Origin of the sequence: Rheinheimera sp. UJ51, assembly GCF_020819615.1 — a bacterium.
GTDB classification, from domain to species: Bacteria; Pseudomonadota; Gammaproteobacteria; order Enterobacterales; family Alteromonadaceae; genus Alishewanella; species Alishewanella maricola.
The window spans coordinates 23,924-45,896 of the sequence record NZ_JAJHOG010000008.1 but is presented as its reverse complement, the minus strand read 5'-3'; the positions used below and the strand labels follow the sequence as shown (position 1 = coordinate 45,896).

Sequence of the window (21,973 nt, the reverse complement as noted above, 5' to 3'; positions counted from 1 at the left end):
TAATATTTTTCAGTAAAAGAGCTGTTCATGACCATTTCTTCGCCCTGTGTGGCATGCTGCAAATTAGATGAGCACAAAGTGTGCGTTGGCTGTTACCGACATATCAATGAAATTGTCGACTGGAATCGGCAAAGTGAAGCCGACCTAGTATTAATTATGCAAAAAGTCGCCTTACGCCGCGAACACTATCAGCAACAAGATGCCAACAGCATCGCCACCTCACCGATCACCCAAGCTGAATGGCAAGCGGCAAAAGCGCAGCGTAAACAAGCGTAAAACACCGTGTTGTGTTGCCATCCGTGCAACCGCAAAAAAACCATCACAGATATACTGCAACTGACCGCAAGCATCACAACCAAGTATTGAGCTAAGCTGTATAGTAAACCTGAGTTGACTCAAACTAGGATCGATTATGTTTACTGCCCGTACTTATCTGGCTGCCTTGATACTCGCAGCCTTACCCGCACAAGCTCAACAAAATGATAATAAACAACAAATGTTGCATGCGATTGCCGAAGCCCCTTCTGCCGACAATATTAAACGCGATATTGAGAAGCTAGTGAGTTTTGGTACTCGCCATACTTTGTCTGAAACCGAATCGGATACGCGTGGTATTGGCGCAGCACGACGCTGGATCAAAGCTGAATTTGAAAAAATCTCCGCTGAATGTGGAGGCTGTTTAGAAGTATCTTATTCTACAGGGGTGATCAGCGGTGAAGCACGCATCCCCAATGCCACGGAAGTGGTCAGTGTTATTGCCATCCAACGCGGTAAAACCGACCCTAATCGTTTCGTCATTATGTCAGGTGATATTGATTCTCGGGTATCAGATGTGATGGATTTTACCAGTGATGCGCCAGGTGCGAATGATAACGCTTCGGGTGTTGCCGGCACGTTAGAAGCCGCCCGCGTATTAAGCCAATATCAATTTAACGGTAGCATTGTTTATGCGGCTTTAGCCGGTGAAGAACAAGGCTTATTTGGCGGCAAAATCTTAGCACAACAAGCCAAAGACGCAGGCTGGCGCATTAAAGCGGTATTAAATAACGATATGATTGGCAATACCGCAGGAATTAACGGTGTGATCGACAACACCACGGCGCGCGTGTTTGCTGAAGGCACTCGGGCCAACGAAACCGAAGCCGAAGCGCGCAGTCGCCGCTTTACTGGCGGTGAAAACGACTCACCGACGCGTAACCTTGCCCGTTATATTGATTTGATCGCAGATAACTACATGACTAACTTAGATGTGATGCCAGTCTATCGGTTAGATCGTTTTGCCCGTGGTGGTCATCATCGGCCTTTTAACGATTTAGGCTACCCAGCCGTACGTATTATGGAAACCAATGAGCACTATGATCGCCAGCATCAAGATTTACGTACCGAAAATGGCATCGTTTATGGCGACACCCTTGATGGCGTTGATTTTGCGTATGCCGCAAAACTAACGGCCCTGAATGCCGTTAGCTTAGCCAGTTTATCTTGGGCTCCCAATCCACCTGCCGACGTAACGATTAAAGGCGCAGTGAGCGCCAATACCACTTTGTCATGGGCCGCTCCCTTGCCACAAGAAGAGACGCTGGTAAAAGGTTATAAGATTTACTGGCGTTATACCGACGCTTCAGCTTGGCAATTTAGCCGTGAAGTGGGCAAGGTAACCGAATTTACCTTGGAAAACGTTGTTATTGATAACTACTTTTTTGGTGTAGCCAGTGTTAGCCAAGATGGCATTGAAAGCCCTGTGGTCTTTCCAGGTGCAGCGGGTTCCTTTGGTAATTAAACATCAATGAGCCTAAGCATTTACGGTAAGCTTTTACAGTAAGTAACCCAGGCTAAACTAAAACAAAAAAGCCGGTCTTTTCATGACCGGCTTTTTATTAGCGCTTAAGACGCGCGTTTATTTTTTAATTTTAACAGGGCGCTGCCAGTCAGTAATATGTCGCTGTTTAGCACGAGCGACGACTAACTCACCCGCCTCGGCATCACGGGTTAATACGGTTCCGGCACCCACAGTCGCATTTTTACCTACGGTTACCGGTGCAACCAGCGCACTATTTGAACCAATAAAGGCACCATCTTCGATCGTTGTGACAAACTTATTGGCACCATCGTAGTTACAGGTAATGGTTCCGGCGCCAACATTCACTTTGTCACCAATCACCGCATCACCTAAATATGTTAGGTGATTTGCCTTAGAGCCTTGACCTAAGGTGGTTTTTTTCATTTCAACAAAGTTACCAACATGGCTGTCATCTAGCATAACAGTGTCTGGTCGTAAACGAGCGAAAGGGCCAACCGAGCAATCACTGCCTACGCGGGCTTTTTCAATCATCGAGTTCGCTTTTATCTCGGTGTTATCGCCAATGCTGCAGTCTTTTAAAATACAGTTAGCGCCAATGGTTACACCTTTACCCAGTACCACCTTGCCTTCAAAAATAACGTTGATATCAATCATTACGTCATTGCCTACTTCAACACTGCCGCGCACATCAATACGTGCAGGATCCCGCAGGTTAGCGCCAGCCAGCATCAGTTCTTCTGCTTTACGCTGCTGATAGGCCCGCTCTAATGCCGCTAATTGCACGCGGTTATTAGCCCCTTCTACTTCCATCGGATTTTGCGGTTGTGCCGTCGTAATGGCGACACCCTCGCTGTGCGCCATGGCAATAATGTCGGTGAGGTAATATTCGCCTTGCGCATTGCTGTTGGATAAGCGGCCTAACCAGCCTTTAAGCTGTTTGCCTGGCAGTGCCATAATGCCGCTGTTCACTTCAGTGATCTTAAGCTGCTCGGCCGTGGCATCTTTTTGTTCAACAATACCAACCACTTTGCCATTTTCGCGCACGATACGACCATAACCGGTTGGGTTAACTAAGTTCACCGTTAAGATAGCCAAACCGTCAGCGGGTTTAACGGCTAACAATTGCTGCAAGGTTTCAATACGGGTTAACGGCACATCGCCGTATAACACCAGTACCGTATCGTCATCGGCGATATTGGGGATGGCTTGCGCCACCGCATGGCCAGTACCCAACTGTTCGGCTTGTAATACCCAATGCAGTGGCTGTTCACCCATGGCCGCTTTTAATGCGTCAGCACCATAGCCATAAACCAGTTGCGGTTTAGCTGCACCAAGCGCACGCGCAGTATCAATAACGTGTTGTACCATTGGCCGCTCAGCCACCTTGTGCAATACCTTAGGTAAGTCTGATTTCATACGGGTGCCTTTACCGGCAGCCAAGATCACTACATTTAATGCCATAACCAATTATCCTTAACGTTTTAATGCGGCTATTCTACCTGAAAATACCATGGCTTGTGGACGTTTGCGGTTTAGATTTTGTTCATCTGGCGCTGCTTAATAAGCAGACACAGTTAAGTACGCCTTTTGCGATGGGTAAATCGTAATAAATAGCCATGGCAGCAGCTGTGGCCTGTGCTCAGTGCTTAGCTATAGCGATGTCGACTACCAAGTCTACAGAGCAGTAACCGGGCTATTAACAAATAAAAAGGGCTAACACCAACGGTGCTAACCCTTTTAGTTGCTCATTAAAAAGCGATTTAATTCGCAGCTTGTTTATCACCAATATATTTATCAAAGAAGGCTAAAATTTTTTGCCAGCGCTCAACGTTATTCTCTGGTTTATAAAAGCCATGGCCTTCTTTTTCTTTCACTAACCACTCATAAGGATGATTACGTTTATCCAGTTCTTCCCGTAAGCGGTGCGCGTGAATAATCGGCACGCGTCTATCCTCTTCACCATGAATGATAAATACCGGTGCTTTTAATTTATCCAAATGTTTAATCGGTGATTGCGCATCCAGTTGCTCTTGGTTACGGCCAATTGCCATTTCTAAATAATTAATACCGCTTTTACGTTCTTGAATATCACCATCGGTATACATTAAGTTTAAGTCAAAAACGCCGACAAAACCGACGGTACATTTATACAAATCGGGTTCGCGCACTGCACTCATTAAGGCGGCATAGCCACCATAAGAACCACCGTAAGCGCACACCCGATCTTGATTAACAATACCCTGCTCAACCAAGTGCATGACACCATCTGTCATGTCATTAATCATTGTTGTGCCCCAATTCTGGTAACCGGCTTGTAAAAAGCTCCGGCCAAAACCGCCTGAGCCGCGAAAGTTTGGCTGTAACACCGCATAACCGTGTTGTGCTAACACTTTGGCATCTGGATTAATTTCTAAAAAATCCCGTGGACCATGCGGGCCACCGTGCGGATTCATAATTAAGGGTAAATTTTTCGCTTCAACGCCACGAGGTAAGGTTAGGATGGCATGAATGTCTAAACCGTCTCGACTTTTATAAATAATTGCCTTAGTTTCAGCCAATAATTCTGACTTCATCCAAGGACGGCCATTTAACAAAAAGCTTAACTGATTGTTTTTGGTGTCAAACAGATAAAACTCTGGCGGATGGTTAGCCGAACGCGTGGTAAGGACCAAAATACTGTTGTCTCGAGTTGCTGAGTTAAGAGCAATTTTCTTTCCTGGAAAGGCCGCTTTTAAGCTTTGTAAGTAACCACTGAAGGTTTTATCTTTAACGTCAGCAAAAAACACATCCTCATGCGTGTCATATTCATAAGAAGCGCCTATCACTTCTTTTAAAAACCCGTCTTCGATACTGAAACTCGGTGTAACATCTACTTTCGGGTGATGAGCTAGTATTTCTTCTTTACCCGTTTCTGGATCCATAACACTTAGCGCTTTGGTATCCGTTTGAGTATCACTTAACCCCACTACTCTTTTGTTATCCGCTAAAAACGCGATGGGTAAAAAACTACCATCACGCTGGCCATAACGGCGTAAAGTAACCCAATCTGATTTTTCATCCTTGCGGTACATCATGACCATTTCGTTGTCATTATCTTGGTCTTCACCCACTGCCATCCGAGCCACACCGTTATTGTCAGTAATCATGCCTGAAGAGCGCATTGGTGCTCTGGCCACCTGCCTAGTACGACCATTTTCAATATTTAACCGCTTAACTAAACTAAATGACCCTTTACGGTTTGGTGTGCTGGTTGTAATCAGCACATACTTGTCATCATCTGGTAAATAGTTAATCACTTGTGCGGGATCTTTTTCTGTTTCAGAACGATAACCCGTTAGCATACGGGCATTAGAGCCATCCGCATTTACCGCAAAGATTTCACCGGTGCCAACCGGTTGCTCTAAAGCACCGATATCACGCACTAAGGTGATCAATAAACGCTCATTATTAGCCCAGTCGATAGAGCCGATAGAATCACGGCCAGTAAAGTGACGAACGCTGATAATTTTGTTTGATTTAATCTCAATAACGTTGAGGTAAACGTTGCCTTCTTCACTGCGGCTAGTCGCCGCTAAGTATTTACCCGATGGGGATATTTCAATTTCAAGAAACTGGGAAGGGCGTGCAAAATCTTCCAAGGTTAACTCTGCTGCCTGCACAGAAACTACCGCAAAAAATAAGCAACTTAATAGTAGTGCTCTCATTTTATTTACCTCAATTTTCGTTAAAGCGTAAGGCTAAATCGCTTTATTATTATTTTTTTGCAAAAATGCGTTAAGTATCGAAATTAAGAAAAGGGCTGGTATTTAGATATCAGCCCATTTAAACAACGTTATTTGTTTGGCTAATGGGCTGCTTGCTTATCGCCAATATACTTATCAAAAAAAGCTAACATTTTTTGCCAGCGCTCAACGTTATTCTCTGGTTTATAAAAACCATGGCCTTCTTTTTCTTTCACTAACCACTCATAAGGGTGATTGCGCTTTTTCAGTTCATCACGCAGTACTTCGGCTTGGATCAGCGGCACGCGTTGATCTTCAGTGCCATGAATAATAAAGATAGGGGCTTTTAGCTTATCAAGATTTTTGATGGCCGATTGTGCATCTAAGCGCGCTTTATCACGGCCGATATACATTTCTAACGTATTTAAGCCGCCTTTTGATTCTGTGGTATCACCATGTTCATACATTAAATTCAAATCTGACATACCGACAAAGCTCACCGCACACTTATATAAATCAGGTTCACGCACCACGCTCATTAATGAAGCATAACCACCGTAAGACGCACCGTAAACACAAACGCGATTAGCATCAACCATGCCTTTATCAATCAAATGTTTCACGCCATCGGTCATATCATCGATCATAGTGGTGCCCCAGTTTAAATAACCCTGCTGCAAGAAGGAACGACCAAAACCACCAGATCCGCGAAAGTTAGGCTGTAACACTGCATAACCGTGCTGTGCTAACACTTTGGCATCAGTATCAATTTCTAAATAATCCCGAATACCATGCGGGCCACCATGCGGTAATAAAATTAATGGTAAATTTTTAGCGGCTTTGTCTTTAGGCAAGGTCAATACACCATGAATATCTAAGCCATCACGCGAGGTGTAAAATATCGACGATGTTTGTGCCAACTGTTCAGCTTTCATCCAAGGCTGGCCGTTCAATAGATAACTTAATTGCATATTGCGCGTGTCAAACAGATAAAACTCGCGCGGGTGATTGGCCGAACGAACGGTTAACACAGCCAAGCTGTTATCTCTAGTAATTGAGGTAAAGTTAACTTTTTTATCAGCAAAAGCGGCACGTAAACCTTGTAAATAACCACTAAACGTTTTGTCTTGAATATCTTCAAAGTAAACTTCTTCGTAAATGTCATGCTCATATGAAGCACCGATGACTTCATTTATAAAGCCGTTTTTAATACTGTAGATTGCCGAAACATCCACTTTAGGATGATGGGCAATAATTTCCTCTTTGCCTGTTTCAGGATTAAGAATACTAATGGCTTGCGTATCGGTTTGCGTATCGCTAACGCCAAGCACATGTAAATTATCAGGCATAAACGACAATGGCGTGAAAGAGCCATCACGTTGACCATAACGACGCAAAGTCTCCCAATCCGCTTTTTCATTTTTGCGGTACATCATGATCATTTCGTTGTCATTTTCTTGATCGATACCAATAGCGATCCGTGCAACACCAGTGCGATCGGTCATCATGCCGGAAGAGCGCATCGGCGCGCGCGCCACTTGCCGAGCGCGGCCATTTTCGATGTTAAGACGTTTAATTAAACTAAAAGACCCTTTGCGGTTGGGTGTTGATGTGACGATTAACACGTAATTTTCATCTTCGGGTAAATAGTTAATGACGGAAGCGGGCGTTTTTTCATTATCCGCACGGTAGCCCGTTAACATACGTGCATTTGAGCCATCGGCATTTACGGCAAAAATTTCACCTGTGCCCACCGGAGATTCTAAAGCACCAATATCACGCACTAAGGTAATTAAGATCCGCTCAGCATTAGCCCAATTGATTGAACCAATCGAATCTCGCCCCGTAAAATGGCGTACACTAATAATTTGATTGGTTTTTATGTCAATAATTTGCAGATAGATATTACCTTCTTCACTGCGTGAGGTTGCAGCAAGGTATTTTCCGGTAGGTGATATTTTAATATCCAAAAACTGTGCAGGGCGAGCATAGTCTTCTAAAGTAAGATTTTGAGCCTGCACAACGATAAGGCATGATGCTATCAATAGTAGAAAACTATACAACGAGCGCATAAAACGATGTCCTGTTATTTTTTATTTTTGCCAACAATTTAATATAAATACCTTTCAGAATTGAAACAAGTTTTAAACGAATTTATCTGAGCTGTTAGTCTGCCAATTTAGGTTTATCACGCTATTTTTAGTCTTGGCACAAATTGTAGGCAAAAAAAACCACCCTAAGGTGGTTTTTAATCATTTATCAATGGAAACTTATTTCTTACGCAGTTTTTGTATCACGCGCAGCTGAGCAATGGCTTCGGCCAATTGCGCGGCTGCTTCGGCGTAATTAAAGTCAGCGCTGGCATGCTGCATTGCTTCTTCTGCACGTTTCTGTGCGTCTAAAGCCGCTTGCTCATCTAAGTCTTCACCGCGTACCGCTATGTCTGCGAGCACCGTGATCATATCGGGTTGTACTTCAAGTACGCCACCAGCAACATAAATCAGGTGTTCTTCGCCAAACTGCTTTACGATACGGACCATGCCAGGTTTCAGGGTGGTCAGTAACGGGGCGTGGAAAGGTAACACACCTAACTCGCCCTCACTGCCTGTGACCTGCACGGATTCGACAAGGCCTGAGAAAATCTTTTCTTCGGCACTTACTACATCCAGTTGCACTGTCATCGCCATCTCGCTCTCCTAAAGCCTGAACTTATAGTTTCTTCGCTTTTTCGATCGCTTCGTCGATTGAACCAACCATGTAAAACGCCTGTTCTGGCATATGGTCGTATTCACCGGCCAGGATACCTTTAAAGCCACGGATAGTTTCTTTCAGCGGAACGTATTTACCTGGCGAACCAGTGAATACTTCAGCAACGAAGAATGGCTGAGACAAGAAGCGTTGGATTTTACGCGCACGGTATACCGTCGTACGGTCTTCATCAGACAGTTCGTCCATACCTAAGATGGCAATAATATCTTTTAGCTCTTTGTAACGTTGCAATACCGTTTGTACGCCACGCGCCACTTCATAGTGCTCTTTACCGATAACCAGTGGATCTAACTGACGAGAAGTTGAATCCAATGGGTCGATAGCTGGGTAAATACCCAGTGAAGCGATGTTACGGCTTAATACTACCGTTGCATCTAAGTGCGAGAACGTTGTCGCTGGTGATGGGTCAGTTAAGTCATCCGCAGGCACGTAAACGGCTTGAATAGACGTGATAGAACCCGTCTTCGTTGAGGTGATACGCTCTTGTAACACACCCATCTCTTCCGCTAGCGTTGGCTGGTAACCTACTGCTGAAGGCATACGACCTAACAACGCAGATACTTCAGTACCCGCTAGGGTATAACGATAGATGTTATCGACGAAAAACAGTACGTCACGGCCTTCATCACGGAACTTCTCAGCCATGGTTAAGCCGGTTAACGCAACGCGTAAACGGTTACCTGGTGGCTCGTTCATCTGACCGTATACCAACGATACTTTATCTAGTACGTTAGAGTCTTTCATTTCGTGATAGAAGTCGTTACCTTCCCGTGTACGCTCACCTACACCGGCGAATACTGAGTAACCGCTGTGCTCGATGGCGATGTTACGGATCAGTTCCATCATGTTTACGGTTTTACCTACACCGGCACCACCGAACAGACCTACTTTACCACCTTTAGCGAACGGACAAACCAAGTCGATAACCTTGATACCGGTTTCCAACAAGGCATTTGACGCCGCTTGATCTTCATATGAAGGCGCAGCGCGGTGAATTGACCAACGCTCTTCTTCACCGATTGGGCCCGCTTCATCGATCGGCTCACCCAATACGTTCATAATACGGCCCAGAGTCGCTGTGCCGACTGGAACCTGAATTGCTTTACCGGTATTACTTACCGCTGAACCGCGACGTAAACCGTCTGTAGTACCCAGCGCGATAGTCCGTACCGTACCGCCACCCAGCTGCTGCTGAACTTCCAGCACTAAACCAGCTAGATCACCGTCGGTAACGTTTAACGCGTCATAGATACCAGGTACCGCATCTTGTGGAAAGTCGATATCCACAACGGCGCCAATGATTTGGACGACCTTACCTTGACTCATGATGTTTCCTCAAATTTGCAAAACTCTTAACCTTAGCCTACAGCTGCCGCACCTGCGACGATCTCGCTGAGCTCTTGGGTAATCGCGGCCTGACGTGCTTTGTTGTACACGAGTTTCAGGTCGTCCATCAGGTTACCGGCGTTGTCGGTTGCGGCTTTCATTGCCACCATCCGCGCTGCATGTTCACTGGCAGCGTTTTCAACAACACCTTGATAAACCTGAGATTCAATGTAACGAGACAACAACATATCCAAAATAGGTTTTGGATCTGGCTCGTATAGATAGTCCCAATTATGCTCTTTTTGTGCGATGTCTGCTTTTGGCAGAGGTAACAGTTGATCGATCACTGGCTCTTGCTTCATGGTATTAACAAACTTGTTGTATACCAGGAATAAGCGGTCGATCCGGCCTTCGTTAAATGCTTGCAGCATTACTTGCACCGAACCAATCACATCAGCCAAACGTGGTACGTCACCTGAACCCGATTGTGCAGCGACCACTTTACCACCGAAGCGCTTGAAGAAGGCGGCGGCTTTATTACCGATTACGGCAAATTGAGCATCAACACCTTGCTGTTTCCAGTTCTTCAGTTCGATAGCGACTCGTTTAAACTCGTTGGTATTCAGGCCACCGCAAAGACCACGGTCAGTAGCAATGACGATGTAACCCACTCGTTTCACGTCACGATCCGCTAAATACGGATGACGATATTCGAGCGAACCATTCGCCACATTACCAATCACTTTGCGCATACCTTCAGCGTATGGGCGAGTTGCAGCCACGCGGTCTTGCGCTTTGCGCATTTTGCTGACCGCAACTTTTTCCATAGCACTGGTGATCTTGCGAGTATTATTAATACTCCCAATCTTACTTTTTATCTCTTTACCACCGGCCATGACTGTATCTCCGTTTTTTCAACGAATGGGGTGGCTAAGCCACCCACATTGCTTACCAGGTCTGCGTCGCTTTGAATTTATCAATAGCGGCTTTGAACGTAGACTCGATTTGGTCGTTGTAGTTACCGGTTTTATCGATTTCAGCCATCAGCTCAGCGTGTTCAGCTTTCATAAAGGCGATTAATCCTGCTTCAAAATCAAGGATTTTGGCAACATCAACATCTTTCATAAAGCCTTTTTCGATAGCGAAAATAGACACACCCATCTCAGCAACTGACATCGGGCTGTACTGTAACTGTTTCATCAGCTCAGTCACCTTTTGACCATGCTCTAACTGAGCACGGGTTGCATCATCTAGGTCAGAAGCAAACTGCGCGAACGCGGCTAATTCTGAATACTGAGCTAAGGCTAAACGGATACCGCCACCCAGCTTTTTGATGATTTTAGTTTGCGCTGCACCACCTACCCGCGATACTGAAATACCGGCGTTAACGGCAGGGCGAATACCCGCGTTAAATAAGTCAGTTTCTAAGAAGATCTGACCATCGGTAATTGAGATTACGTTAGTGGGTACGAAAGCAGAAACGTCACCCGCTTGTGTTTCAATGATAGGTAAGGCGGTTAATGAACCGGTTTTACCTGTCACTGCGCCTTTAGTGTATTTTTCAACATAATCGGCATTAACACGCGATGCACGCTCAAGTAGACGAGAGTGTAAATAGAATACGTCACCTGGGTAAGCTTCACGACCTGGTGGACGACGTAACAGTAATGAGATTTGACGGTAAGCAACTGCTTGCTTAGATAAATCATCATATACGATTAGCGCATCTTCACCATTGTCACGGAAGTATTCGCCCATAGTACAGCCAGAGTATGGTGCTAAGTATTGTAACGCAGCAGCTTCAGAAGCAGAGGCCACAACCACGATAGTGTGAGCTAAAGCACCGTGCTCTTCTAATTTACGAACTACGTTTGCAATAGTAGAAGCTTTTTGACCAATCGCCACATAGACACATTTAACGCCAGTGGCTTTTTGGTTGATGATAGCATCGATTGCCAGGGCCGTTTTACCGGTCTGACGGTCACCGATCAGCAATTCACGCTGACCACGACCGATCGGGATCATCGCATCCACCGATTTGTAACCGGTTTGCATTGGCTGATCAACTGATTGACGCTCGATAACGCCAGGTGCAATTTTTTCTACTGGCTCAAAACCTGCAGCTTCAATTGGACCTTTACCATCAATTGGCGCACCGAGTGTATTGACTACACGACCTAATAGGCCTGGGCCTACAGGTACTTCTAAGATACGGCCAGTACTTTTAACTTTTGTGCCTTCCGTTAAGTCCGCATACGGACCCATGACTACCGCACCTACTGAATTACGTTCTAAGTTCAGTGCGATTGCATAACGGCTGCCAGGAAGCTCTATCATCTCACCTTGCATACAGTCTGCAAGGCCATTGATACGGATAATACCGTCAGTTACCTGAACGATAGTACCTTCGTTACGAGCTTCACTGACCACGTCGAACTGAGCAATACGACTCTTGATCAGTTCAGATATTTCTGTGGAATTCAGTTGCATTCTCTGTTCCCCATTAAGACTGCAGCGCAGTTGCTAAACGATCCAGCTTACCGCGGACCGAGCCATCAATTACCATGTCACCTGCTTTAATCAGCATTCCGCCGACTACGTCAGGATTGACGCTACAGTGCAATTTAACCTTGCGTGCCAAACGTTGCGATAATGCAGCTATTAGCTTGTCTTGTTGTGCAGTATTCAGCGTGGTGGCAGAAGTTACTTCAACAGTAATTTCTTTTTCATACGCTGCTTTATGCTCAATAAAAGTTGCTAATACTTCAGGCAACGCCAACAAGCGGTGATTTTCAGCCATAACTTTAATAAAGTTGCGACCTTGCTCATTGAGTTGCTCACCACATACCTGGATAAACAGGTCGGCCTGCGTTTCGGCAGTGCCGTTAGTACGCAATATGGCAGCAACCTGTTCGTGTTTTGCTACTTCCGCAGCGAACACCAGCATTTCTAACCATGCGTCCAATGCTTTTTGCTCAACAGCAAAGTCAAAGGCCGCTTTTGCGTAAGGACGAGCAATATTCGTCAAATCAGACATAGCTCACCCTCTTACAGTTCTTGTACCAGTTTTTCCAGGATGTCAGCGTGAGCCGCTTCGTCAATAGAGCGTTGCAGAATTTTCTCTGCGCCGGCTACCGCTAAGGCTGCTACCTGCTTGCGTAAATCTTCACGTAAACGATTGCGTTCAGCTTCAATTTCAGTCTTGGCTTGTGCCAGGATATTGTCGCGCTCAGCAGAAGCTTTCGCTACCGCTTCGTCCAGCATTTTCGCTTCACGCTTTTTCGCTTGATCGATGATTTCAGCTGCTTGTGCTTTGGCATCTTTTAACTGATCTTTTGCTTTGTCCTGGGCTAAAGCCAAGTCTTTTTCAGCACGATCAGAAGCCGTCAGTCCGTCTGCGATTTTCTTCTGGCGCGCTTCAATTGCATTACTCAGCGGTGGCCAGACGAACTTCATACAAAACAGTACAAAGACGACAAAAGCGATTAATTCTCCGATAAGAGTGGCGTTTAAATTCACGTCCGCTCCTCCTTATTTAGTTGTTCGAGTTTAAAAACCTTAAATTACATTGCGAACAACATGTACATGGCGATACCTACACCGATCATAGCTACGGCGTCGATAAGACCAGCAAGGATGAACATTTTAACCTGTAGTGAAGGGGCCAGTTCTGGTTGACGAGCACAAGCTTCTAAGAACTTACCGCCCATGTTACCGAAACCTAGCGCAGTGCCGATAGCACCGAAACCGATTAACAGCGCAACTGCGATTAATTTGATAGCTACTGCAATTTCCATTTTTATCTCCGATATTTCAAGTTTAAGTTAAAGTTTAAAAAAAATTAATGATTGTCCGAACTGGCCATGCTCAGGTAAACAATGGTCAGCATCATAAACACGAACGCCTGCAATACAATTACCAGGATGTGGAATACCGCCCAAACAAAGTGCAGTGGTAACTGCAACAAGCCAATGGCACCAATCAGGATAAAGATCATTTCGCCCGCATACAGGTTACCGAATAAACGTAGTGCCAGCGAGAATGGCTTAGCTACTAAGGCAATCAGTTCGAGTAATAGGTTAAATGGGATCAGTACAATTTGCAGCGGTACGTTTTTGGTGCTGAAAGGATGCAGCGTTAACTCTTTAATGAAGCCAACAACACCTTTAATACGAATTGAATAACCGATCATCAATAAGAATACGCCCAATGCTAAAGCGGCGGTCATGTTGATATCCGTTGTGGGTACGATCTTCATGTAAACATCATGCGAGTCCATACCAAAGAAGGTGGTTCCAACCCAACCAGCAAAGGCAGGCAAGAAGTCAACAGGTACTAAGTCCATCAAGTTCATTAGGAAAATCCAAACGAAGATGGTCAGTGCCAGCGGGGCAATAAGCTTGCTTTTACCGTGGTAGGTATCTTTAACGTTGGCAGCAACGAATTCGATAACCATTTCCACAAAGCATTGAAATTTACCCGGTACGCCGGTTGTCGCTTTTTTAGCGGCGCTACGGAACAATAATATAAATAAGAGGCCTAAGCCAATAGACCAAGCGAGCGTATCAATGTGCCATGTCCAGAACCCGGCCTCGCTACACGCTTTGTTAAATGCGACACTACCGTCAACGGTACACATTTTGGCGTTAGTAAGGTGGTGCTGAATATGACTGGATAGCGTTAACTCTTCACCTGCAGCCATGTTTCATCCCAATGTTAATGTTTAAAGAAAAAAGGTGCTGTCCATTGCGTGAGCAGGGTAAGCAAAAATCCGGTAAGAAAAGGTCCCGCTACCGTTTGCTCTTGTTGAAAAACCACTGCACACAACACTACTGTTAACAATACTTTCATTGATTGGCCGCGCATCATTGAAGCCGCCACCAATTCTGCTTTATCTGCGCCGCTGTGACGAAACGCAAAAAAAGCGAATGCAAAATTCGCTATTACTGCCACTAAACCGCCTTTAAAAGCAGATTTAGCCGCTGCGGCATCTGCCGCAATCAGAAAGAATAACGCCACCAAGGTTGCAAACACTGCTTGAAACAAAACTAACAAATATGCAGCTTTACGACTTTGCTGGCTATTTGGCTCAGCCACTGTAATTCCCTCTGAAAACGCCCGAGAAGGGGTTACAAAAAACATGCGAAAGTATACTTATTTGCCCCTGATTTGCAACTAAAAGCGGCTTAGACCTTAGTCATGTAGCGATCTTGGAGAAAATTTTAGCTATTCTGATTGTTCTTGGCCTAACTTACCTAAAATGCCATCTAATTCATCTAAACTATTATAGGCAATCATTAAACTGCCTTTGCCTTTTTTGTTGTACTGAATTTGCACAGGTGCCGCAAAGCGATCGCTTAAGCGTTGTTCAAGTGCAATCACATCGGGATCTTTTACTTTTGGCTCGGGTACAGGTGCGGGTTCAAGTATTTTCCGCACTAAATTTTCAGTATCACGTACCGTCATTTGTTTAGCCGCCACCAAACGGGCAGCATCAGACTGGTCTGCATCTGATAAAGCTAATAAAGCCCGGGCATGGCCCATTTCAATATCGCCATGCTCTAACAGCAATTTCACATCATCGTTTAATTGATTTAAGCGTAAGAGATTGGTGACAGTGGTGCGTGATTTTCCGACCGCATCAGCCACTTGTTGATGGGTTAATTCAAATTCAGATAACAAGCGTTGCAGTGCTATGGCTTCTTCCATAGCATTAAGATCTTCGCGTTGAATATTTTCAATCAGCGCGATAGCCACGGCAGCTTCGTCAGGCACATTTTTGATAAGACAAGGTACCTCGGCAAGTTGTGCCAATTGCGCCGCTCGCCAACGGCGTTCACCCGCGATAATTTCATAGCTGTTTTCGGCTAAGGTACGAACAACGATGGGTTGAATAACTCCTTGCGCCTTGATTGAACTGGCCAGATCGTCTAACGCTTCTTGTGACATGTCTTTACGCGGTTGATATTTACCAGGGCGTAGAAACTCTACTGGAATAGTTTGCAGTTCCGATTTAATCGGTGCGACATCTACTGTGTTAGTAGGTTTACTTGCTGTGAGTAATGCATCAAGCCCTCGGCCTAAACCGCGTTTTTTTAAAGACATGCGAAGTGTAATTCCTTTAGAGGCTGTTAGCTGGTTAGGTTAGCTGCTGTGCTACTTTTCTTTTCAGATCGCCGTAATATTTCACCTGCTAAAGCGAGATAAGCTTTAGCGCCTGTCGAGCTTTTATCGTAATACATTACAGGTGTACCAAAACTTGGGGCTTCGGCAAGCCGAACATTACGCGGGATCACCGCACGATACACTTTATCACCAAAATGTTGTTTTAATTGCTCAGACACATCGTTGGCTAAACGATTACGGGGATCATACATGGTCCGTAATATGCCTTCGATTTTCAGATCGCCATTGATTACCGCGGCTAATTTATTAATAGTTTCAACTAAAGCGGTTAAACCTTCTAGCGCAAAATATTCACACTGCATCGGCACTAATACGCTGTCAGCTGCGGCCATTGCGTTAACCGTCAACATATTCAAAGAAGGTGGGCAATCGATAAAAATAAAATCGTAACTGCTTTTGTAAGCTTTCAATGCGTTCTTCAAACGAAGTTCACGAGCAAAAACATCCATCAGGCGTACTTCGGCCGCCGTCACATCAGAATTGGCACCGATCAGATGATAACCACCGGTCGTTTCTTTTACGACCACTTCTGATAAGGGTTTTTCATCGACTAATAATTCGTAGGCACTGGCGGTTAATTCATATTTATCGACGCCGCTCCCCATAGTGGCATTACCTTGAGGATCAAGGTCAATGAGCAGAACTTTACGTTTTGTTGCGGCCATAGAGGCAGCCAAATTCACCGCTGTGGTTGTTTTACCCACGCCGCCTTTTTGGTTAGCTATTGCGATGATCTTGCCCACAAGGATCCCTCTTTGACGATTAGACTTTTTTTAGAATAACCAAATGACGCTGCGCATCCAGCTCTGGTACTTGTAAGTTTTGAATAGCTGTTACTTTAACAAAATCCGGCAAAGCTGCAATTTCTTCTTGCACTGCAGCGCCCTTCATGGCGAAAAACTGGCCGTTTAGCCCAGGTAAATGCTGACACCAGTTCAGCATATCATTAAGTGAAGCAAATGCGCGGCTTATTACACCATCATAACCGGGTTGGGGTTGATGATCTTCAACTCGGCTTTGCAGTGGGAAAATATTGTTTAAGCCTAACTGTAATTTCACCTGATTTAAAAAACGGATACGTTTTCCTAAGCTGTCTAACAAGAAAAATTGCTTCTGTGGATAGTAAATGGCCAATAACACGCCAGGTAAACCAGGACCGGTGCCAACATCAATAAAACGTTCGCCGGTTAAATAGGGTGCAACAACCAGGCTATCCAATACGTGCTTGATGAGCATTTCTTGTGGATCACGGACTGAAGTGAGGTTGTAAGCGCTGTTCCATTTATCCAATAACCGAACATAATCGACGCATTGTTGTAATTGTTGTTCAGTTAATTGCAGATCGGTTTGTGCAACTAGCCTGCGTAAAGGGCTTAATAAATCAGTCATGCTTTTCCTTTAAGCGCTTTTACGCAGTAAACCTTGTTTTTTTAAGTAAACCAACAGTAAAGAAATCGCTGCGGGCGTAATGCCTGAAATACGTGATGCTTGGCCAACCGTTTCTGGTTGGGTTTGGTTTAGTTTAACGATAACTTCGTTAGATAAACCTTTAACCGAGGCATAGTCGAAGCCAGCAGGCAATTTTGTTGCTTCGTTGCGTTGCTGCTTAGTAATTTCTTCTTGTTGACGGTTAATATAGCCTTCGTATTTGATCTGAATTTCAACTTGTTCAGCTGCTATCGGATCAGCTAAACAGGGGCCTAATTCAGCAATGCTAATTAATTGCTGATAAGTGACTTCAGGACGGCGGATCAATTCTTCTAAGCTGGCTTCGCGGGTTAAAGGCGTTTTAAGCAATTGATTAACTTCGTTTAAAGCTGGGTGTTGTTGATGGATCCAGCCTTGACGTAAACGTTGCCGTTCAAGTTCAATTTGCTCCATTTTTTCATTAAAGGCAGCCCAACGGATATCGTTGACTAAGCCTAGCTCACGGCCTTTACTGGTTAAGCGAGCATCGGCATTATCTTCACGTAACATCAGCCGGTATTCAGCTCGGCTGGTAAACATGCGGTAAGGTTCTTTAGTACCCAGTGTTGTGAGATCATCCACCAGTACACCTAAATACGCCTGATTACGGCTTGGTGACCAGCCGTCTTTTTCTTGGGCATACAATGCGGCATTGATCCCGGCTAGTAAGCCTTGTGCACCGGCTTCTTCATAACCGGTGGTACCGTTAATTTGGCCGGCAAAAAATAAGCCTTTGATAAATTTTGTTTCTAATGTGGCTTTAAGATCGCGTGGATCGAAGAAGTCATATTCAATGGCATAGCCTGGCCTTGTGATATAGGCGTTTTCCATGCCTTTGATCGATCTTACAATACTGAGTTGCACATCAAACGGTAAACTGGTTGAAATGCCGTTAGGGTATAGTTCATGCGTAGTTAAACCTTCTGGTTCAATAAAGATCTGATGTTGATCTTTATCAGCAAAACGCATCACTTTGTCTTCAATTGATGGGCAATAACGTGGGCCAATACCTTCGATCACGCCGGTATACATCGGTGAACGATCTAAGTTGTTACGTATTACATCGTGTGTTTTTTCATTGGTATAGGTGATGTAACACGGGATTTGCGGTGGTTGATCGCTATGTTTGCCCAAGAATGAAAATACTGGCGTAGGATTATCGCCTGGCTGTGCTTGCATGACCGAAAAATCCACGGTGCGAGCATCAATACGCGGTGGTGTGCCGGTTTTCAAACGATCCACTCTAAAAGGTAAATTGCGTAAGCGTTTAGCCAAGGCGATAGACGGTGGATCGCCTGCTCGACCACCAGAAAATTGCTCTAGGCCAATATGGATTTGACCACCCAAAAAGGTGCCTACTGTCAGCACCACGGTTTTACTATGAAATTTTAAACCCATTTGCGTAACAACGCCTTTGACTTGATCTTGTTCAACGATCAGATCATCACAGGCTTGTTGGAAGATTTTAAGATTTGGTTGGTTTTCTAATATGCTGCGAATGGCGGCACGATAGAGCTGCCGATCAGCTTGAGCACGAGTAGCACGAACGGCTGGGCCTTTTGAACTGTTTAAAGTTCTAAATTGAATACCACCTCTGTCTGCTGCCATAGCCATGGCGCCACCCAGTGCATCGATTTCTTTAACCAGATGGCCTTTGCCAATACCACCAATAGCTGGGTTACAGGACATTTGACCGAGGGTTTCGATGTTATGCGTTAGCAATAAAGTATTTTGACCAGCACGAGCTGCAGCTAAGGCGGCTTCAGTACCTGCATGTCCACCACCTACAACGATAACGTCAAAACTTTCTTGAAACAGCATACTTGCCTCGATCACATACAGATTAAAAACAGGGTGCATATTGTAGCCTGATCTTGGGTTGAGTGAAATGGGCAAAATAGGATCAGGATCGTGCTTAATATATATAAGATCTTTTTAGATCTTTTTTATTATTACTTCTATTAAGCAAGCCATTTGCAGTGGATAAGCCTTTTTATATATGAAGGATCAATAGATTAGATAAGATCAGATCCTGTGATCAAGCTTGGATCTACATCAGGTGAAGCCGTGTGTAAGATCGTTACTTATCCACACTGGGCGCAGAAAATAATTTTATTATTGGGATAAATACAGCTTAATAACCGCATAAAAGACTAGTTATCAACATTAGGTATATTAGAAGTGTCAATATGTGTATAAGGTGTGGGGAAGCGGATCATAAGATCGTGGCGGCCATAGTATTGTTAGCATTCAGGGATCCCTTGTTTGGATCCCGCTGCAAAGTTATCCCAGATCAGATCCGGATAAGCTGTGGATAAACAAAGGTAGCCAAGCTTGGGCAATATCCTCTGGCAAGGCGTCTGTTTGTGCGTCAATATCTAAACCGTCGATAAGGCGTTTTGCACCGCGATTTTCTAATAAAGTGGCAATTTTTTGCCCTGCTAAGCAAAAAGTATCATAACTGGAGTCACCTAAAGTGATCACGGCGTAAGAAAGTGTGTTAAGATCACTGCGATCTTGTGCTAATTGATCCGCAAAGGGTTGAATATTATCAGGCAGATCTCCTGCGCCATAGGTGGATGTGATCACTAACCAGATGTGAGTCGGGTTTAGCTGATCCAAATCGGGTTGAAGATGAAGTTTAGTTTCATATCCCGCTTGTACCAGTGTTTCAGCAACTTGTTCTGCCACATATTCCGCTGCGCCCATTTGGCTGCCAACGAGGATTTCTATCATGGATCTCTTCCTGGTGGTAAATGACTGGCTATACTAATGGAATAAAATCGAGAAAAGCTACGGTTTTTGCTCGTTTTCGTGTTTTTACTGCATTGCAGGCCAAGTAAAAACAACAATAGCACTCCAACAAGCCTGCGTGTGATTTGAGGTTATAACAACGTATGTCTGAAACATTGTCTTTTTCCCAGCTAATGCTGCCGGAACCGCTTGTTCGTGCGGTTACTGAACTTGGTTATGAAACGCCTTCGCCTATCCAGGCAGCGGCTATTCCAAAATTATTGGCTGGCGAAGACGTATTAGGTCAGGCGCAAACGGGTACTGGTAAAACCGGTGCTTTCGCTCTGCCTTTATTGGCACGGCTAGATCCTGCGCAAAATGATCCACAAATTCTGGTATTAGCACCCACTCGCGAATTAGCGATCCAGGTTGCTGAAGCCTTTCAAGCTTATGCTCGCTACATGCCGGCATTTCATGTCTTGCCTTTATACGGCGGTCAAAGCTATACCAATCAACTTAAATCACTGAAGCGTGGTTCACAAGTTATTGTCGGTACGCCGGGTCGTATCTTAGATCACTTAGATCGCGGTACGTTGAAACTCGACAAACTGCGCGCTATCGTGCTGGATGAAGCCGATGAAATGTTACGGATGGGTTTTATCGATGATGTACAAACCATCATGGATGCAACCCCCGCCGGTCGTCAGGTGGCGATGTTCTCTGCTACCATGCCCGCGCAAATTCGCGCTATTGCGCAAAAGCACTTAAAAAATGCTGAAGAAATTAAAATTGCGTCGAAAACCAGTACCGTTGAGCGCATTACTCAGCGTTATGTGATGTTAGATTCTAATCAAAAGTTAGATGCGTTAACCCGTTTATTAGAAGGCGAAGAGTACGATGCCAGCATTGTGTTCGTGCGTACGAAAAGTGCTACCGAAGAAATTGCTGAGAAATTGGGTGCCCGTGGTTATGCCGTTGCCTGTTTAAATGGTGACATGAACCAAGCACACCGTGAGCAAACGATTCGTCGGATGAAAGCCAGTCAGCTGGATATCATTGTGGCAACTGACGTAGCTGCGCGTGGTTTAGACGTTGAGCGTATTAGCTTAGTAGTTAACTACGATATTCCTTACGATAGTGAAGCCTATGTGCACCGGATTGGTCGTACGGGCCGCGCTGGTCGTGAAGGTAAAGCGATTTTATTCGTATCACCTCGTGAACGCCGTTTGCTGCGCACGATTGAACATGCAACTAAGCAGCCGATTGAGCAAATGAGCTTACCAACCGGTCAAGTGATTGAGCAGCGTCGTATCGAGTCTTTCCGTGAGCAATTAGCACAAACGATTGAAACGCAAAATCTGAGCTTCTTCCAAGAGTTAGTGACAGATTGGCGTGAAAAGTTAGAAACGACCGATGTTGATTTAGCGGCAGCCTTATTGTACTTAGCGCAAAAAGATCAGCCACTAAACGTAGCGAAGCAATTTCCTGAATTACGCCAGCCGCATGCTCGTGGTGAACGTGAAGAGCGGCCACGTCGTGAGCGTAGCGATCGCCCAGCGGGTGATCGTCCAGAACGCGGTCCACGTGTGCGTCGTGAAATGAAAGGCGACTACAACACGTACCGCATTGAAGTGGGTAAAGAACACGGTGTTAGAGCCGGTGATATCGTTGGCGCTATCGCTAATGAAGCGAACATTGATAGCCAATTCATTGGTAATATCAAATTGTTTGACCATTTTAGTACGGTAGAATTACCGGCTACGATCCCAAATGAGATCTTCCAACACCTGAAAAAGGTTTATGTGCGTAAGCAGAAACTGAATATCAGTGTGGATACGGGTGCTGCGGCTTCTGGCGGTGAGCGTCGTCCAAGCACTAGCACAGGCCCTGGTCCGCGTCCTGGTGCGGCACCACGTGCACCACGCAAGCCAAGAGATTAATCTTTATTTGACTAAATTGCCTCGCTTTT

20 protein-coding genes are annotated in these 21,973 nt (G+C 45.0%); 3 read left to right on the top strand and 17 right to left on the bottom strand.

The features are described 5' to 3' along the window. Window positions 1-27: 27 nt before the first annotated feature. Both LMJ53_RS11400 and LMJ53_RS11395 read left to right on the top strand, forming a co-directional pair. Window positions 28-276, top strand: a complete 249-nt coding sequence (locus LMJ53_RS11400; RefSeq protein ID WP_229586169.1) for a DUF1289 domain-containing protein — start codon at window positions 28-30, stop codon at window positions 274-276. Between the two features lie 136 nt (window positions 277-412). Then, window positions 413-1,780 (top strand): M28 family metallopeptidase, encoded by a 1,368-nt coding sequence (locus LMJ53_RS11395; RefSeq protein WP_229586168.1) that lies wholly within the window; start codon window positions 413-415, stop codon window positions 1,778-1,780. A 117-nt stretch (window positions 1,781-1,897) separates the two neighbouring features. Here the strand turns inward: LMJ53_RS11395 and glmU are convergent, their stop codons facing one another. From glmU to mioC, 17 genes are all read right to left on the bottom strand, one after another. Beyond that, window positions 1,898-3,262, bottom strand: coding sequence for a bifunctional UDP-N-acetylglucosamine diphosphorylase/glucosamine-1-phosphate N-acetyltransferase GlmU (glmU, locus tag LMJ53_RS11390; RefSeq protein ID WP_229586167.1), 1,365 nt, complete (start codon window positions 3,260-3,262; stop codon window positions 1,898-1,900). A 299-nt stretch (window positions 3,263-3,561) separates the two neighbouring features. Beyond that, a complete protein-coding gene (locus LMJ53_RS11385) occupies window positions 3,562-5,505 on the bottom strand; it encodes an alpha/beta hydrolase family protein (protein ID WP_229586166.1) in 1,944 nt (647 codons plus the stop codon). A 140-nt stretch (window positions 5,506-5,645) separates the two neighbouring features. Further along, window positions 5,646-7,544 (bottom strand): alpha/beta hydrolase family protein, encoded by a 1,899-nt coding sequence (locus LMJ53_RS17095; protein ID WP_229586165.1) that lies wholly within the window; start codon window positions 7,542-7,544, stop codon window positions 5,646-5,648. Window positions 7,545-7,793: 249 nt separating this feature from the next. Then, a complete protein-coding gene (locus LMJ53_RS11375; protein WP_226750649.1) occupies window positions 7,794-8,210 on the bottom strand; it encodes a F0F1 ATP synthase subunit epsilon in 417 nt (138 codons plus the stop codon). A 22-nt stretch (window positions 8,211-8,232) separates the two neighbouring features. Next, window positions 8,233-9,618 (bottom strand): F0F1 ATP synthase subunit beta, encoded by a 1,386-nt coding sequence (atpD, locus tag LMJ53_RS11370; protein ID WP_226750650.1) that lies wholly within the window; start codon window positions 9,616-9,618, stop codon window positions 8,233-8,235. Between the two features lie 32 nt (window positions 9,619-9,650). After that, a complete protein-coding gene (atpG, locus tag LMJ53_RS11365; RefSeq protein ID WP_226750651.1) occupies window positions 9,651-10,514 on the bottom strand; it encodes a F0F1 ATP synthase subunit gamma in 864 nt (287 codons plus the stop codon). Between the two features lie 52 nt (window positions 10,515-10,566). Continuing rightward, the gene (gene atpA / locus LMJ53_RS11360; protein WP_229586164.1) at window positions 10,567-12,108 is read right to left on the bottom strand and encodes a F0F1 ATP synthase subunit alpha; all 1,542 of its coding nucleotides are present in this window, start codon (window positions 12,106-12,108) and stop codon (window positions 10,567-10,569) included. Window positions 12,109-12,121: 13 nt separating this feature from the next. Beyond that, window positions 12,122-12,655, bottom strand: coding sequence for a F0F1 ATP synthase subunit delta (gene atpH / locus LMJ53_RS11355; protein ID WP_226750653.1), 534 nt, complete (start codon window positions 12,653-12,655; stop codon window positions 12,122-12,124). An 11-nt stretch (window positions 12,656-12,666) separates the two neighbouring features. Next, window positions 12,667-13,137, bottom strand: coding sequence for a F0F1 ATP synthase subunit B (atpF, locus tag LMJ53_RS11350; protein WP_229586163.1), 471 nt, complete (start codon window positions 13,135-13,137; stop codon window positions 12,667-12,669). Window positions 13,138-13,181: 44 nt separating this feature from the next. Beyond that, window positions 13,182-13,415: a F0F1 ATP synthase subunit C gene (atpE, locus tag LMJ53_RS11345; RefSeq protein WP_062483651.1), complete on the bottom strand. Its 234-nt coding sequence runs from the start codon at window positions 13,413-13,415 to the stop codon at window positions 13,182-13,184. 44 nt (window positions 13,416-13,459) lie between these two features. Beyond that, window positions 13,460-14,320, bottom strand: a complete 861-nt coding sequence (gene atpB / locus LMJ53_RS11340; protein ID WP_229586162.1) for a F0F1 ATP synthase subunit A — start codon at window positions 14,318-14,320, stop codon at window positions 13,460-13,462. A 14-nt stretch (window positions 14,321-14,334) separates the two neighbouring features. Further along, complete coding sequence (locus LMJ53_RS11335; RefSeq protein ID WP_229586161.1) at window positions 14,335-14,715, bottom strand: ATP synthase subunit I; 381 nt, start codon at window positions 14,713-14,715, stop codon at window positions 14,335-14,337. Between the two features lie 129 nt (window positions 14,716-14,844). After that, window positions 14,845-15,723, bottom strand: a complete 879-nt coding sequence (locus LMJ53_RS11330; protein ID WP_229586160.1) for a ParB/RepB/Spo0J family partition protein — start codon at window positions 15,721-15,723, stop codon at window positions 14,845-14,847. Between the two features lie 26 nt (window positions 15,724-15,749). Further along, complete coding sequence (locus LMJ53_RS11325; protein ID WP_229586159.1) at window positions 15,750-16,547, bottom strand: ParA family protein; 798 nt, start codon at window positions 16,545-16,547, stop codon at window positions 15,750-15,752. 19 nt (window positions 16,548-16,566) lie between these two features. Beyond that, a complete protein-coding gene (gene rsmG, locus LMJ53_RS11320) occupies window positions 16,567-17,193 on the bottom strand; it encodes a 16S rRNA (guanine(527)-N(7))-methyltransferase RsmG (RefSeq protein WP_229586158.1) in 627 nt (208 codons plus the stop codon). Between the two features lie 9 nt (window positions 17,194-17,202). After that, complete coding sequence (gene mnmG, locus LMJ53_RS11315) at window positions 17,203-19,092, bottom strand: tRNA uridine-5-carboxymethylaminomethyl(34) synthesis enzyme MnmG (protein ID WP_226750660.1); 1,890 nt, start codon at window positions 19,090-19,092, stop codon at window positions 17,203-17,205. A 462-nt stretch (window positions 19,093-19,554) separates the two neighbouring features. Further along, entirely contained in the window at window positions 19,555-20,007 is a 453-nt protein-coding gene (gene mioC, locus LMJ53_RS11310; protein WP_226750661.1) for an FMN-binding protein MioC, read from the bottom strand. Window positions 20,008-20,168: 161 nt separating this feature from the next. Here mioC and LMJ53_RS11305 point away from each other — a divergent pair, with 161 nt between their 5' ends. Further along, window positions 20,169-21,944, top strand: coding sequence for a DEAD/DEAH box helicase (locus tag LMJ53_RS11305; RefSeq protein WP_229586157.1), 1,776 nt, complete (start codon window positions 20,169-20,171; stop codon window positions 21,942-21,944). Window positions 21,945-21,973: the final 29 nt, after the last annotated feature.

Bases quoted from the DNA above. Each gene is read 5' to 3' on its own strand.
- LMJ53_RS11330 (WP_229586160.1), bottom strand. From the start codon at position 15,723: ATGTCTTTAAAAAAACGCGGTTTAGGCCGAGGGCTTGATGCATTACTC.
- LMJ53_RS11395 (WP_229586168.1), top strand. From the start codon at position 413: ATGTTTACTGCCCGTACTTATCTGGCTGCCTTGATACTCGCAGCCTTA.
- mioC (WP_226750661.1), bottom strand. From the start codon at position 20,007: ATGATAGAAATCCTCGTTGGCAGCCAAATGGGCGCAGCGGAATATGTG.
- atpG (WP_226750651.1), bottom strand. From the start codon at position 10,514: ATGGCCGGTGGTAAAGAGATAAAAAGTAAGATTGGGAGTATTAATAAT.
- LMJ53_RS11400 (WP_229586169.1), top strand. From the start codon at position 28: ATGACCATTTCTTCGCCCTGTGTGGCATGCTGCAAATTAGATGAGCAC.
- LMJ53_RS11375 (WP_226750649.1), bottom strand. From the start codon at position 8,210: ATGGCGATGACAGTGCAACTGGATGTAGTAAGTGCCGAAGAAAAGATT.
- mnmG (WP_226750660.1), bottom strand. From the start codon at position 19,092: ATGCTGTTTCAAGAAAGTTTTGACGTTATCGTTGTAGGTGGTGGACAT.
- atpD (WP_226750650.1), bottom strand. From the start codon at position 9,618: ATGAGTCAAGGTAAGGTCGTCCAAATCATTGGCGCCGTTGTGGATATC.
- glmU (WP_229586167.1), bottom strand. From the start codon at position 3,262: ATGGCATTAAATGTAGTGATCTTGGCTGCCGGTAAAGGCACCCGTATG.
- atpH (WP_226750653.1), bottom strand. From the start codon at position 12,655: ATGTCTGATTTGACGAATATTGCTCGTCCTTACGCAAAAGCGGCCTTT.
- LMJ53_RS11305 (WP_229586157.1), top strand. From the start codon at position 20,169: ATGTCTGAAACATTGTCTTTTTCCCAGCTAATGCTGCCGGAACCGCTT.
- atpA (WP_229586164.1), bottom strand. From the start codon at position 12,108: ATGCAACTGAATTCCACAGAAATATCTGAACTGATCAAGAGTCGTATT.
- rsmG (WP_229586158.1), bottom strand. From the start codon at position 17,193: ATGACTGATTTATTAAGCCCTTTACGCAGGCTAGTTGCACAAACCGAT.
- atpB (WP_229586162.1), bottom strand. From the start codon at position 14,320: ATGGCTGCAGGTGAAGAGTTAACGCTATCCAGTCATATTCAGCACCAC.
- atpE (WP_062483651.1), bottom strand. From the start codon at position 13,415: ATGGAAATTGCAGTAGCTATCAAATTAATCGCAGTTGCGCTGTTAATC.
- LMJ53_RS11385 (WP_229586166.1), bottom strand. From the start codon at position 5,505: ATGAGAGCACTACTATTAAGTTGCTTATTTTTTGCGGTAGTTTCTGTG.